11 protein-coding genes are annotated in these 14,484 nt (G+C 62.5%); 7 read left to right on the forward strand and 4 right to left on the reverse strand.

Features of this window, described 5'->3' with window-relative positions; genetic code table 11:
* Nucleotides 1–74: 74 nt before the first annotated feature.
* Nucleotides 75–1,049, reverse strand: coding sequence for a sensor domain-containing diguanylate cyclase (locus FAY22_RS17030; RefSeq protein WP_246860772.1), 975 nt, complete (start codon nt 1,047–1,049; stop codon nt 75–77).
* On the opposite strand from FAY22_RS17030, the gene FAY22_RS17035 reads away from it, so the two are divergent.
* Nucleotides 949–1,263 carry a hypothetical protein gene (locus FAY22_RS17035; protein WP_146331368.1) on the forward strand — a complete coding sequence of 105 codons (315 nt, stop codon included), beginning with the start codon at nt 949–951 and terminating at the stop codon, nt 1,261–1,263. The genes FAY22_RS17030 and FAY22_RS17035 overlap by 101 nt on opposite strands.
* Nucleotides 1,264–1,329: 66 nt before the next feature.
* Here FAY22_RS17035 and FAY22_RS17040 read toward each other — a convergent pair whose 3' ends face one another.
* Nucleotides 1,330–1,950: a PolC-type DNA polymerase III gene (locus tag FAY22_RS17040; RefSeq protein ID WP_146331370.1), complete on the reverse strand. Its 621-nt coding sequence runs from the start codon at nt 1,948–1,950 to the stop codon at nt 1,330–1,332.
* A 231-nt stretch (nt 1,951–2,181) separates the two neighbouring features.
* Here FAY22_RS17040 and FAY22_RS17045 point away from each other — a divergent pair, with 231 nt between their 5' ends.
* Nucleotides 2,182–3,255, forward strand: a complete 1,074-nt coding sequence (locus FAY22_RS17045; protein WP_146331372.1) for a 3-deoxy-7-phosphoheptulonate synthase — start codon at nt 2,182–2,184, stop codon at nt 3,253–3,255.
* 62 nt (nt 3,256–3,317) lie between these two features.
* On the opposite strand, the gene FAY22_RS17050 is transcribed toward FAY22_RS17045, so the two are convergent.
* A complete protein-coding gene (locus FAY22_RS17050) occupies nt 3,318–3,629 on the reverse strand; it encodes a hypothetical protein (RefSeq protein ID WP_146331374.1) in 312 nt (103 codons plus the stop codon).
* Between the two features lie 181 nt (nt 3,630–3,810).
* Here FAY22_RS17050 and FAY22_RS17055 point away from each other — a divergent pair, with 181 nt between their 5' ends.
* From FAY22_RS17055 to FAY22_RS17075, 5 genes are all read left to right on the forward strand, one after another.
* Nucleotides 3,811–4,527 (forward strand): c-type cytochrome, encoded by a 717-nt coding sequence (locus tag FAY22_RS17055; protein WP_146331376.1) that lies wholly within the window; start codon nt 3,811–3,813, stop codon nt 4,525–4,527.
* A gap of 3 nt (nt 4,528–4,530) precedes the next feature.
* Complete coding sequence (locus FAY22_RS17060; RefSeq protein ID WP_146331378.1) at nt 4,531–5,793, forward strand: cytochrome c; 1,263 nt, start codon at nt 4,531–4,533, stop codon at nt 5,791–5,793.
* Between the two features lie 83 nt (nt 5,794–5,876).
* The gene (locus tag FAY22_RS17065; RefSeq protein WP_146331380.1) at nt 5,877–8,903 is read left to right on the forward strand and encodes a type VI secretion system Vgr family protein; all 3,027 of its coding nucleotides are present in this window, start codon (nt 5,877–5,879) and stop codon (nt 8,901–8,903) included.
* Entirely contained in the window at nt 8,900–10,210 is a 1,311-nt protein-coding gene (locus tag FAY22_RS17070) for an N-acetylmuramidase domain-containing protein (protein ID WP_146331382.1), read from the forward strand. The genes FAY22_RS17065 and FAY22_RS17070 overlap by 4 nt, the downstream gene beginning before the upstream one ends.
* Complete coding sequence (locus FAY22_RS17075) at nt 10,210–10,797, forward strand: hypothetical protein (protein ID WP_146331384.1); 588 nt, start codon at nt 10,210–10,212, stop codon at nt 10,795–10,797. Before FAY22_RS17070 ends, FAY22_RS17075 begins: the two co-directional genes overlap by 1 nt.
* Nucleotides 10,798–10,872: 75 nt before the next feature.
* Here the strand turns inward: FAY22_RS17075 and FAY22_RS17080 are convergent, their stop codons facing one another.
* Entirely contained in the window at nt 10,873–14,172 is a 3,300-nt protein-coding gene (locus tag FAY22_RS17080) for an EAL domain-containing protein (protein ID WP_168204866.1), read from the reverse strand.
* Nucleotides 14,173–14,484 lie beyond the last annotated feature (312 nt).

Here is a 14,484-nt window from a genome sequence, read left to right on the forward strand (position 1 = left end):
CAGGGGGAAATTCATAGGCCATGCAAGGTCAATCATAACGCCGGCACCGGGACGCTGCAGGACGCCACGCCGGGTCATGCGGGAAGGCGCGCCCGGGCGGCCATGTCGGGCGAAAACAGCTGGAAGCTGCCGCGTCCGGCGCGCTTGGCGCAATACATCGCCGCGTCGGCGCAGCCGAGCAAGGTGTCCGCATCGGCGCCATCCTGCGGATACAGGCTGATGCCGATGGAGGGCGTCACGCTCAGCACGTGGTCTTCCACCGCGTACGGCTGCGCCAGCGCGTCCAGCACACGATGCGCGGCGTCGCCGGCATCGCCGGCGCCATGCAGTCCGGGCAGCACCAGCACGAACTCGTCGCCGCCCAGCCGGGCGACGGTGTCGACGCCGCGCACCAGGCTGCGCAGGCGCTGCCCGACCGCCTTGAGCAGCAGGTCGCCGATGCGATGGCCGAGCAGGTCGTTGATCGGCTTGAAGCGGTCGAGGTCGATGAACAGCACCGCGACCAGGTTGCCGTGGCGGCGCGCCATCTCCATCGCCTGCTCCAGCCGGTCTTCCAGCAGGCGCCGGTTGGGCAGGCCGGTAAGCGCATCGTGGTGGGCCAGGTAGCGGATCTGCTGCTCGGCCAGCTTGCGTTCCTGGATCTCGGCCTGCAGGCGGGCATTGGCCAGCGCCAGCTCGGCGGTGCGTTCGGCGACGCGCCGCTCCAGCTCGTCGCGCGCGCGCAGCAGAGCCTCCTGCGCATTCTTGCGCTCGGTGATGTCCTCGGTGATGTAGATCGTCCCCTTGCCGTAGTCGGCCGGGTCGATCGCCTTGGCCATCAGGCGGCACCAGAAGAGGCTGCCGTCGCGGCGCCGCATCCGCATTTCCAGATCGAGCCGCTGCCCGGTGCGCAGCACCGGCCTGGCGGCGTTGCGCAAGTCCTCGTACGCGTCCTCCGACGGAAACACCATGCTGGTCTGCAGTCCGACGAGTTCCTCGCTCGGCCAGCCGAACATGTCGGAAAAACGTTCATTGCAATGCAGGAAGACGCCCTTGCGGGTGAACGTGATGCCGACCGAGGCATTGTCCAGGATCGCCTGGTATTGCAGCAGCAGATGGCGCAGCTGCGCCGGCTCGGCCAGATTGCTGGTTGTGATGTCGGAAAAAATGGCGCTACCCTCGTCGCAAGGATTGTCAACAGTGCGCCAGGATGCAATGAATGAAATGGCGGCCAGCCGCCGTCAGGCGGCGCAGGCACGCTATCGAACCGCGCTACTGAAATAGCATCTATCGTACACTTTTTGCAAGAAAATCGCATGAACGGCCGTGCGGCGCGGCCCGGCAACGCCGCTAGCGCACGAACGCGCTGTGCAGGAACGCCGGCACCTTGGCGGCGCTCAGGCCGTTGACGCGCTCCAGCAATTGCGGTTCGATCTGCGGCACGCCGCAGCGGCGCGCCAGGTGTTCGCCGATGTGGATCAGCACCTTCGCGCTGACCTCGGCATCGGCCTCGGCCCGGTGCGCGCTGCCCGAGAAGCGGATGCCGAGCGTGCCCGCCAGGGCCGCCAGCTTGTAGCTCGGCAGCCCGGGAAACAGGCGGCGCGCGAGTTTCAGTGAACAGACCATGCGTTCGTACTGCGGCGCAAGCCCCAGGCTGCGGCTTTCGGCCACCAGGAACTTTTCGTCGAAACTGGCATTGTGCGCCGACAGCGTGTCGCTGCCGATGAAGCGCAGCAGCGCGGGCACTACCTGCGTCACGCACGGCGCGGCATCGACCATCGCCTGCGTGATGCCGGTGAGCTGGGTGATGTGGAACGGCACCCTGACGCCGCAATTGACCAGGGATACGAAGCGCTCGACGATGCGCCCGTCAACGATGCGCAGCGCGGCGACCTCGGTGATGCGGTCGCCCGTCGCCGGGCTCAAGCCGGTGGTTTCGAAGTCGAGCATCACGATGGGTTGGTTGAACATGGAACGGCGGGCCCGGGGCCGGTATGGCGGAATTGACAGCAGGAGCGCGGCGCAATGCGCGCGTCCCGGATTCTACGCCAGCAGCGGCGCCCTGTCGCCGGTTTCATTGCGCCGCCGGGAAGCGGCGCGCCGCACCTCGGGTTCCAACCGGCTACACTATCGTCTTTTCGCCGCCAAAATGCCCATCGCCGGGCTCCTGGCGCTCCACTTCACCGAGACAGCCACCCGATCATGACCACCTTCAACGTCGAAAACGTCAACGTCATCTCCTTCGATACCATGCCCACCCCGCGCGAGCTGCACGCGCGCCTGCCGCTGTCGGATCGGGCCGGCAGCGTGGTCACGCACAGCCGCGAAGCGCTGCGCAACATTCTCGACCGCCGCGACCCGCGCCTGTTCGTGGTGGTGGGACCGTGCTCGATCCACGACCCGGTCGCCGGCCTCGACTATGCGCACCGTCTGCGCGCCCTGCAGGACGAAGTCAAGGACACGCTGCTCTTGGTGATGCGCGTGTATTTCGAAAAGCCGCGCACCACCACCGGCTGGAAGGGTTACATCAACGATCCGGACATGGACGACTCCTTCCATATCGAGCGCGGCATGGCCAATGCGCGCCAGTTCCTGCTCGACGTGTGCGAGCTCGGCCTGCCGACGGCGACCGAGGCGCTCGACCCGATCTCGCCGCAATACCTGGGCGACCTGATCGCCTGGACCGCGATCGGCGCGCGCACCACCGAATCGCAGACGCACCGCGAAATGGCGTCCGGCCTGTCGACGCCGGTGGGCTTCAAGAACGGCACCGACGGGGACATCGGCATCGCCATCAACGCCATCCTGTCCGCCTCGCACCCGCACTCCTTTCTGGGCATGAACGACCAGGGACGCACGGCGATCGTGCGCACTTCCGGCAACCGCTACGGCCACGTGGTGCTGCGCGGCGGCGACGGCCGCCCGAACTACGACACGGTCTCGGTCGCGATGGCCGAACAGGCGCTGGCCAAGGCCGGGCTGCCGGCCAATATCGTGGTCGACTGCTCGCACGCGAACAGTTTCAAGAATCCGGAACTGCAGCCGCTGGTGATGGCCGATGTCGTCAACCAGATCCGTTTCGGCAACAAGTCGCTGGTCGGCGTGATGATCGAATCGAACATCGTCGGCGGCAAGCAGTCGATTCCGGCGGACCTGTCGCAGCTGAAGTACGGCTGCTCGGTGACCGATGGCTGCGTGGGATGGGAAACGACGGAAAAGATGCTGCGCGAAGCAGATGCGATGCTGCGCGGCGTGCTGCCGGCACGCATGAAGTAAGCGCATGCAGGCGGCCGGGCCGGGCGGAATGCGCCCGGCCGGCCCGTGACGGGATATCCGAGTCAGCGCCGCGTTGCGGCCGCATCCTCCCTGGCTTTCTGCGCCTTCACGATTTCCAGCGCTTCCTCGAAGGTCGGGATCGAGACCGGGTCGCTGGCCGGGAAGGTTTCTTCGATCGCTTCATCCAGCAATGCCTGCGCGCGCTCTTCCAGATCGTCGGAATGCAGCTTGTGCTCCTTGATATCGCGTGACGCCGCATCCTCCGGTGCCACGTCGCTCGGCGTTACCGACGGAGATTGGATTCCGTGGGAACTGGTGGGCTCAACCTGTTGCCCCTTGTTCTCTTTCTCGCTGCTTCTATTCAGGATCGGCATAATCTTGCTCCATATCACATTCACTTGAAGGGAGGGGAAAATGCGCTTTCCTCTCTTTCTTATCCGATAGTTCGACGCGCGATAAGTTTCCCGAAAAAGTAGCGTTTTATGCATGCGGCGGCGCGGGCAAGACGGCAGCGTGCGACTTACAATGCAATGACTTCCTACGACAAGAACAAGCATGCCGCCGCTCATCCATCGCTCCCTGCCGCTCCTGGCCAGCCTGGTTCTTGCCGGCACGGCGGCCGCGCAAGAGCAGGCTGCCGATCCGAACGCCATCGGCAAGCGCGTCGCGCCCTGCATGGCTTGCCACGGCAAGGAAGGCCGCGCCGCGCGCGATGGCTATTACCCGCGCATCGCCGGCAAGCCGGCCGGCTACCTGCATAACCAATTGCTCAATTTCCGCGACGGCCGCCGACGGCAGTATCCGTTGATGGCGTACATGGTGCAGCACCTGTCGGATGCCTATCTGCAGGAAATGGCGAATTACTTCGCCGCGCAGGAAGTGCCCTATCCGCCCGTGCCGGCGCTGGAGGTATCGCCCGCAACTCTGGAAAAGGGGCGCGCGCTGGCGATGTCGGGCGACGCCTCCCGCAAGATCCCGGCCTGCGTCGCCTGCCACGGCGAGGCATTGACCGGCGTTGCGCCTTTCATTCCCGGCCTGCTTGGCATTGCGCGCGACTACATCAATGCCCAGTTCGGCGCCTGGCGCAGCGGCGCGCGGCGCGCCATGGCGCCCGACTGCATGGGCCGCATCGCCAGCCAGCTGAGTCCGGAAGACATCAGCGCCGTCTCGGCCTGGCTGGCTACGCGCCAGGTGCCGCCCAACGCCGCGCCGGCGTCCTCCCTGCCCGCGCCGCTGCCGGTGGCCTGCGGCAGCGTACCGGCAGCGAGGTGACCGATGAAACGCGCCGCCATCGCCCTCCTGGCCGTGCTGTTCATCGCCATCGTTGTCACGCTGTATTACGGCTTGCGGGAAGACGCCGGCCCGCCAGCGGCCGCGGCGCCGAACCGCGCCGAACTGGTTGCCAAGGGCGCCTATCTGGCGCGCGCCGGCGACTGCCTGGCCTGCCACATGGCGCGCGGCGGCAAGGCATACGCCGGCGGCCGGGCCATCCGCACGCCGTTCGGCACCGTCTACGCGCCCAACCTCACGCCGGACCGGGAAACCGGCCTGGGCGACTGGAGCGCCGACGATTTCTGGCGCGCGCTCCACAACGGCAAATCGAAAGGCGGCAAGCTACTCTATCCGGCCTTCCCCTACCCGAACTACACCAGGATCACGCGCGCCGATGCCGACGCGCTGTTCGCCTATCTGCAGTCGCTGCCGGCCGTGCGCCAGCCTAACCGCGACGCGGAGATGCGCTTTCCGTTCAACGTACGCGCGCTGCTGATCGGCTGGCGCGCGCTGTATTTCCGGCCCGGCGTGTACCGCCCGCAGGGCTACCAGAACGCCGAATGGAATCGCGGCGCCTACCTGGTGCAGGGCCTCGGCCACTGCAATGCCTGCCATACCCCGCGCAATATCTTCGGCGCCACGCAAGAGGGCGGCGAGTTGCGCGGCGCGATGATCCCGCTGCTCGACTGGTATGCCTCGTCCCTCACCGGCGAAGCCGACACCGGCCTGGGCAGCTGGGACATCGCGCAAATCGCGCGCCTGCTCAAGACCGGCGTGTCCGACCGGGGCGCGGTGTCCGGGCCGATGGCGGAAGTGGTGCGCGAAAGCCTGCAATACCTCACCGACGACGACATCCGGGCCATGGCGCTGTACCTGAAGCGGCTGCCGCGCAGCGGCGAAGCAAAGGTGCTGACGCCGGACGACGAAAAGACGCTCAAGCTCGGCGCGGCGCTCTACGAAAAGCATTGCGCCGAGTGCCACAAGGCCTCCGGCGAAGGCGCGCCGCCCGACTATCCGCCGCTCGCCGGAAACCGCGCCGTGCTGCTCAATGCGCCGGTCAACCCGATCCATGCGGTGCTGCACGGCGGCTATCCTCCCAGCACGCAAGGCAATCCGCGCCCCTATGGCATGCCGCCGTTCGCCAATGTATTGAGCGACGAGGAAGCGGCCGCGGTGCTGTCCTATATCCGGAATGCCTGGGGCAACCAAGCCCCGATGGTTTCCTCTCAGCAAATAAACCGGTACCGGGCTGTGCCGCTGGAGTAGTCCCGCCCAGAAAACATTGTTAAAAATGCAATTTCATGATGGAATGTAGTTAGCTTACTGTTAACTATTTCCTGAGGACGTGCATGTTTGACGCCGCCCAAGATACCGCCGGCGAGACCGCCGCGCATTTGGCTTCGCAATTCTTCCCGCAGTTGTCGGCGCTCACGCAACACACCCGCCTGCTGCGTCTGACCACCACGCTCGGCCCCGACAAGCTGCTGGTAGAACGCATCGACGGCCACGAAGGCTTGAGCGCAGGCTTTTGCTTCGACATCGTCGCCTTGTCGAGCGACGACCGCATCGACCTGAATGCAGCGCTCGGGCAGCCGGCGCTGCTGCAGTTGCTCACGCAACACAGCCGCAGCGACCTGCGTCCCATCCATGGTCACGTCACCGTATTCGAGCGCCTGAGCGCGGACGGCGGCCTGGCGCGCTACCGTCTCCGGGTCGAGCCCTGGCTGGCGTTGCTGCGCCACCGGCGCGACAGTTATGTCTGGCAGGGCAAGAGCGTGCTCGACATCGTGCAGGAAATCTTCGGCGACTACCGCGGCCAGGGCAAGCTCGTGCCATCCTGGCGGCTGGCGATCGCCGACGCGTCCCATTACCTGCCACGCGACGTCTGCACCCAGTACGAGGAAAGCGACCTCGCTTTCGTCGAGCGGCTGCTGGCCGAAGAAGGCTTGTTCTACTGGTTCGAACACCAGGCCGCTGCCGCCGCCAGCTTCGGCAGCCACACGCTGGTGATCGCCGACCGCAATGGCGCCTTCGCGCCGAACGCGCAAACCCCGATCCGCTACCACCGCGCCGCTGCCGTCGAAAAAAGCGACAGCATCACCGCCTGGCACGCGCAGCGCCGCCTCGCCACCAATGCCATCGTCCTCGCCAGCTGGAACGAAACGCAAGCAAGCGTCATTGGCGCCGAATCGCGCACCACGCATGACAACGGCAACGTTCCCAGCCTGGCGAGCATCGACCATCCGGGAGAGCGGCATTTCGGCAGCCTGGCCGAAGCGGAGCGCCACGCCCGCCTGCGGCTGGAAGCGCTCGAAGCACGCAACAAGACCTACAGCGGCGCCAGTACCGTGCGCACGCTCGCGCCGGGCTCCACCTTCGTGCTGACCGGCCATGCGGTGCACGACGCCGCCCGCGCGGCAGCCGGCGACGGCGCGGCGACCTTCGCCGTCGTCCGCGTCGAACATCACGCCCGCAACAACCTTGGCTCCGCCGCCCGCGCGCCGGCCGCTGGCCAGTTCGCCAACGGCATGCGCGGCGCTCCGCCCGAGCAGGACGAGCCGCTCTACAGCAACCGCTTTACCGCGCTGCGCGCCGACATCCCGTGGCGCCCGCTGGGCGATGACGGGCACGGCGCGCTGCTGCATCCGAAGCCCACCGCCGCCGGCATCCAGACCGCCATCGTGGTCGGTGTGCCGGGACAGGACATTCACACCGAGCGCGACCATCGCATCAAGATCCAGATGCACTGGCAGCGCGGCGCGCAAAGCCAGAGCCGGCGCCCCCATCCGCAGGGCAGCGACAACGCACCCGGCGACGACGCCGCATCCATCTGGGTGCGCGTGGCGGAACCAGCCGCCGGCGCCAACTGGGGCGGCAGCTTCATTCCGCGCGTCGGCCAGGAAGTCGTCGTCGATTTCATCGAAGGCGATATCGACCGTCCGGTCGTCATCGGCAGCCTGTACAACGGCAAGGGAGCACCGGACGGGCAAGGCAACCAGCTCGCGCGAGGCGCCGGCCCGGCGGTCGGCAACGCCCCAGCCTGGTTTGCAGGCGCGAGCGGCCCCCACGCGCACAATGCCGTGCTATCCGGCTTCAAGACGCAGGAAATCGGCCACAGCCGGGACGGCAACGGCGGCTACAACGCCCTGGTGTTCGACGACAGCACCGGCCAGCTCGGCGTGCGGCTGCACACCACCGGGCACCGCACCCAACTGAACCTCGGCCACATCAAGCGCCAACAGGACAATGAAAGAAGGCAGAGCCACGGCCATGGCGTGGAATTGCGCACGGATGCCTACGGCGCGCTTCGCGCAGGACAAGGGATGCTGATATCCGCCGATGCCCGGCCGGGCGCGGGAGCGCCGCAGATGGATGCCCGGGAAGCGCAGACGCAATTACAGCAAGCGCATGAACTGCACCGGAGCCTGGCAGACACCGCGCAAAAGCAACATGCTTTCGTCGGCGCGGCGCTCGACAAGGAAAGTCATGAACGGCCCGAGGCCGCTCTCGCCCGCGCCATCGAATCGCTCGCTCGCACCGTCAACGGCGCCGGCTCCATGGAAAGCGGCGGAGCGGGCGCCGCCCCTGCCTTCGGCCGCCCCGATCTTGTCGCCAGCGCGCCGGCAGGCATCGCCGTGCTTACCCCGCAGGACGTTCATGCCTGCGCGGACACGGTCACCATCGGCGGCGGCGTCGACGTCAGCGCGACCGTCGGCCGCAACCTCTCCATCGCGGTCAAGAACGGCATCAGCCTGTTCACCCATGGCGACGCCGACACGCAGCGCAAGGAACATGGAGACAAAGGCGTCAAGCTGCATGCAGCGCACGGCAAGGTCGACGTGCAGGCGCAAAGCGGCGAACTGAAGGCGGCAGCGGACAAGGATGTGAACGTCGCCAGCACGCATGCGAAGGTGGAGGTGGCGGCGAAGGAACATGTCTTGCTGACCGCCGGCGGCGCATATGTGAAGATCGGCAGCGGCAATATCGAGATCCATGCGCCGGGCAGCGTGCAGTTCAAGGCGTCGATGAAGGAATTGGGCGGACCGGCGAGCTTGGCGGCCGAACTCGTCTCCCTGCCGAAAGGTAAATTAATCATCGATCCGGACGCACCATTGTTCAGCCAGCAAATCGACTTTTCGCATTTGGCGATGAATGAGGAGCCAGGATTCAACAGCGCCGGCAAAGCCTACTGGGTCGTCAAGGAGGACGGCACCTTCCTTACCAGCGGCACCACCAGCAATGACGGCCTTACGGAAAGGATTTTTGCGAACCAGGCCGGGCCCATCAAGGTGGCGATTGAAGCCGGGGAGTGGCAAGTGGAGGAATATTTCGAAGACGATGACGACGACCGGTTCGCCGAGGAGCAATCGACATGAGGAATTTTCACATCGTGCGGGAGCATGAGACGCTCACGACGATCGCCAGGCAGCACGGAACGACGGTCGCACATCTCATGAAGTTGAACAATCTTCCCGATCCCAACCGATTGAAGACCGGACAAAAAATCGCTTTGCGCAGGGAAGCGGTGTGTGGCTTCGAAACCCTGTTTCTCGATGCCGACCGCAATCCGATCAACAAACTCGAATACGTCCTTGAGTTCTGCGGCAAGAGCGTCAAAGGCTCGACCACGCACGATGGCAAGAGTCAAAAAATCGTGACGGACTGGCCCACTGATCCGATACGAATCTTGGTCAAGCGATTTGATGGGACGTTTAAGAAAGTAACAGTGGTAATGTCGGGTTACGGTAACAAGCTATGTACTTTGATAAGCCCGCTACTTGTAATTGATAGTGTGCTGCGGTCTCATTCGAAACAGAAGAAAGAAGAGCTTCCGTCTCCCCAAAGAGCAGCGAAGCCAATTTATGGCTCGAACAACCCAGCGGCATTTAATCCTAAGAAGAAAGAGCTCGGCCCACAAGCTAGGGAGACAAATACAACCGACGGAAAACCGCTAACTGTCGTGGAAGGGGATATTTCGAACTTAGATTTCACAAAAAATTATACGGGCGAGAATTTAACCGTTGACGATTGGCAGCGCGTTGCAAGCGAATTGAGGTGTGAGGTAAATGCTATTTACGCCGTAGCGAAAGTAGAATCAAGTGGAGCTGGCTTCGACCGCATCACAAAACGTCCGATAATTCTGTTTGAGCGCCATGTATTTCATGAAAAATCCCATCACCGATACAGCGGTAGGTATCCCGATATTTCTAGCGATAAACCATATCTACGCATAAGAGACAAAAAAGGCGAGGTCATCCCTGAACGCAAAGCAGAATACGAAAAAGCTGAGAAAACAGGCCATTTGGCAGAGGCGGATTATTATCCGCTGAACCAGCGCCCCAACTATCAAAGACTCATAAAGGCGATGCAATTAGACCGAGAAGCAGCATTGAAGTCATGCTCATGGGGCATGTTTCAGGTCATGGGATTTAATCATGCTGCCGCTGGATTCAGAGATATTGAGTCATTTGCAAAAGCAATGTCCACATCAGAGAAGGAACAAATAAACGCTTTTTTGAATTTTATTAAAGCCGATAGTAGGCTGTTAAAGGCTGTACGAGAAAAAGATTGGCTTGCATTTGCAATCGGATATAACGGGAAAAAACAGGCAGGCTACGACAGGAAAATGGCAAAAGCGTATAACACCTTACAAATATCGAACCACCAATCTGGAGCGCAATAATGTTATTACGATTTGCGTTTTTCCTATTCTTGCTAGCTCACAGCATTTCTAGCCATGCTGAATCTGGGACTTATAGAAATTTATTAATTGGAGTTGATCCGATAACAGGAAAAATCACGGGCGCATTTCACGAAGAACGTGTTCCTCCGATCGGGCCATCTTTTAGCTGTATCTTTGCAATTTCCGGAAACATTAAAGAACCTACGATTAACGTCGGCTTCCCGGGAGATAAGGAAAAATCTCGTGGCGAAATACGATTTGAAAAGTTACAAGGCCGAAGCCATGTTTTCATTCGGTTGGATGAACAGCAACCGGGGTGCGCACAAACAACTCCTCTTGAATTTTTGCAAGGCGTTCTGCTGGAACTCTCACGAGCCAAGCCGTGGCAGGCAGCCATGGTGGTTACTGCAAAGAAGACTTATTTTCATAAGGAAGCCAACGTCACTTCTAAGACAAAATCTTATGTTGTATATGCTGATTGCGTGGGTGTCTTGGAGATTCGAGGAAGTTGGGCAAAAATCGAATATGAAAACGGCAGGCAATCAACTATAGGATGGGTTCCCCTAAGAGACCTTGGAGCTATTTAACTCTGTAATATGCAGCATTTGCAGATCGACGCAGGAACACGATTTTGCTAAAAGCACATAGACAGAGTCTGCCGCTTAACCGTTCCGCCCCGCAAACCCCACGAACTCCCCCGCCGGCAGCGCCCGTGCAATCAGGTACCCCTGCGCCTGATCGCACCCATACTTCTGCAAGAACGCCAACTGGTCTTCGGTCTCCACCCCTTCCGCGATGACGGACAGCTGCAGCGCATGCCCGAGCTGGATGACGGCCTTGACGATGGCGGCGTCGTCGGCATCTTCGGCCAGGTCGCGCACGAAGGATTGGTCGATCTTGAGCTTGTCGACAGCCAGCCGCTTGAGGTAGGACAGGCTGGAGTAGCCGGTACCGAAATCGTCAATCGAGAGGTGCACGCCGAGTTTCTTCAAGCTGTGCAGCGTTTCCATCACTTCGCCGGTGTCCTGCAGCAGGATGGATTCGGTCAGTTCCAGTTCCAGAAAACCTGCGGGCAGTCCGGACTGCTCAAGCGCGCGGGCGACGGTGCTGACGATGTCGCCGCGCTTGAATTGCTGGGCGGAGAGGTTGACGGCCATGACCAGCGACGGCATGCCGCCATCCATCCATGCTTTCGCCTGCCGGCATGCCTCGTTGAGCACCCATTCGCCGATCTGCACGATCAGGCCGGTTTCTTCCGCCAGCGGGATGAATCTTCCCGGCGCCACCAGCCCTTCGTCGGGCCGCTGCCAGCGCACCAGCGCTTCGGCACCGGCGATGCGCCCGCTGGCAATGTCGATCTGCGGCTGGTAGTGAAGCAGGAATTCCCCGTTCTTCACCGCCTTGCGCAGGTTGCTGTGCAATTGCATGCGCGCCAACGCATCGACGTTCATGGTATTGGCGAAGAAGTGGTAAGTGTCGCGCCCGCTGTCCTTGGAATGATAAAGCGCGACATCGGCATGCTTGAGCAGGGTGTCGAAATCGCCGCCGTCGCTCGGATAGAGGCTGATGCCGATGCTGAAGGACGTGGTGATGACGTGTTCGCCGATCTCGAACGGCTCGGCGGCAACCTCGAGTATGGTCTGCGCAGTGCGGCCCACGGCCGCGGGATCGGTCACGTCGGCCAGCAGGATGACGAATTCGTCGCCACCGTGGCGGCTGATGGTGTCGTTGTCGCCGATACAGGTCCGCAGCCGGTCGACCATGCGCAGCAGCAGCTGGTCGCCGACGTCGTGCCCAAGGCTGTCGTTGACGCGCTTGAAGTTGTCCAGGTCGAGGAACAGCATGGCCACCCCAGCGCGGGCGCGGGTGGCGCCGACGACGGCGCGGTCGAAGCGGTCGCGCAACAGCACGCGGTTCGGCAGGTGGGTCAGCGGATCGTGGTGCGACAGGAAGGCCAGCTTTTCTTCGGCGGCCGCGCGCTGGACGCGCATGCGCAGCATCGAGATGCCGAAGGCAAGGTCGGTAGCAAGCTCTTCCAGCAGGCGCACCTCGTCTTCCGCGAACGAATCGGGGTCGGCGGAATAGATGGCCAGCGTGCCGAAGGTCCGCTGCTCGGCGATCAGCGGCAGCGCGATGCTTGCCTGGTAGCCCCGCTGGAGCGCGGCTTCCCGCCACTGCGCCATGGCGGGATTGCCGAGGAAATTCTGGTTGATCTGGGTTTTGCCGCTGCGAATGGCCTTACCGGTGACGCCATTGCCGTTCTCGTTCTCCGCCCAGGATATATGCACGCTGTCGATATAGCCGTCATCGAATCCGAACCGGCTCATCGGCCGCACGGTTTTGTCCGGATCGTCCTCGGCATAGCCGACCCACGCCATGCGGTAGCCGCCCCTGGCGACGACCAGGCGGCAGATTTCATCGAGCAGGCTTTGCTCGCGTTGGGCGTGCACCAGCGTCATGTTGCATTCGCTGAGCAGGCGCAGCGCACGATTGAGTTTTTCCTGCGTTTGCTCGGCGCGCTTGCGCTCCGAAATATCGCGCGCGAACACGAGCGCGCCGTCCTCGTCGTCCAGCCGGAACGGCACAGCCGAGAATTCCACATCCACAGCGCTGTTGTCGAAGCGCAGGTAGCGTGCCTCCCGCGAGTGGGCGCCGGCAGGCGCGCCGTTCAATTCCAGCGGCATGTCTTCGCCGGCATGCCGGTACTCGGGATGCACTCTGTCGACAACGCTCTTTCCCACCAATTGCGCCTTGTCTTGCGCACCGAACAGGCGCATTGCGGCGCTGTTGACATAGGTGAAGCGTCCCTGGCTCTGCAGGAAAATCGCATCGGGCGCGCTTTCGATCAGCGTGCGCAGGCGGCGCTCGCTCGCGCTCAACGCCTCTTCGTGCCGATGGCGATCTTCCACCAGCAGGTTGAAGTTGCCGATCAACTGGCCGACTTCATCGTCGTGCGCCACCGGCAAAGGAAGCAGCGGCGCTTGCCCCCCGGTCATGGCACGCATCGCCGCGCCGGCGGCGTCCAGCGGCGCCAGGACACCGCGCGCGATGCGCCGGATCAGCAGGAAGGCGAGCAGGGTCATGACCGCGGCGGCGACGTATACATAGTGCTGCATGGCCTTGAGCGGTCCGTACGCGATCTCGGTCGGCAGCGACAGCATCACGATCCAGTCCGACGTCGGCACGCGCTTCCCGGAAAAGAGCTTCGAGATGTCACGCGAATTGGTGCCCACCCCGGAGCCCTCGAAGCCGTCGACGAAGCGGTCATACATCGGGTTGCCCCCGCGAGGTGCGGGCGCGGCCAGCGCACGTCCAGGCTCGCTGGCGGCGACGATCAAATTGTCGCGCGGCGCAATGACGAATACATTTCCCTTGCCGGCCATCGATGGCTGAGCGATCACGCCGAGAAAATTAGGCGCGGTCAGATCAGTGATACCCGACACCACAGCTCGCACGGCGCCCGCGCCGTCGAACACGGGCACGGCGATCGCGAGCACCGGGCGCTTCAATGCCCGCCCCATGAGCGGCTTGTCGATATACGGGCGGCGCGTGGAAACCGTTTTGAGGAAATAGTCACGGTCGCCAAAATACATGCCGCGCCGACCCGGCGCTACTGGATAGTCGGCGATGGCCTTGCCATCCAGCCCGATAACGGTAATCCCGGCGGGAAACATGACATGCAAGGCGTCAAACTGCTTCAGATAGGTATCCAGCACCTGTTCGCTCTGGTCTGCAGGCAGTTTGTCCGCGACGCGTATCAAGCTCTCGATACGCTCGTTGAGCTTGCCATCGAGGTCGGCGGCAATGCGCCGGGTCGCGGAAAACTGTTGATCGAACAGCACCTGCTCAAACTGGGTTTTCAGCACCGTCACCGAAAGATAGACGAGCAGCCAGATGAATGCCGCGAACAGGCAAATAGTGAGCACGCTCAACTTGGTCTTGAGCGACAGGGATTGAAACAAGGTACGCAGCCGGAGCGGAAGCGATGAATCTGTGGGTATTTTTTTATAAAACATACTTTTCTGTTGCCCCATATGAGGTCGACAACAGTCGGTACGGCATCCTGCCACAAATGAACTACGGCTTGGATGGAAATCCGGCAGACCATGTTCCGGCGGATGTCACGAACACCACATTACCACCAGTAGTGTGTGCAATAAAGAAATATTCACCACATGATAAGTTCACTGTCTGATCAGCAGCACATCACTGCATGCTCCAATCTCCGGCCGTCGTCTGACGACACCAGACGGTCAACGTCAATCCGTTCATGC

The sequence above is a fragment of the Noviherbaspirillum sp. UKPF54 genome (genome assembly GCF_007874125.1).
GTDB lineage: Bacteria > Pseudomonadota > Gammaproteobacteria > Burkholderiales > Burkholderiaceae_D > Noviherbaspirillum.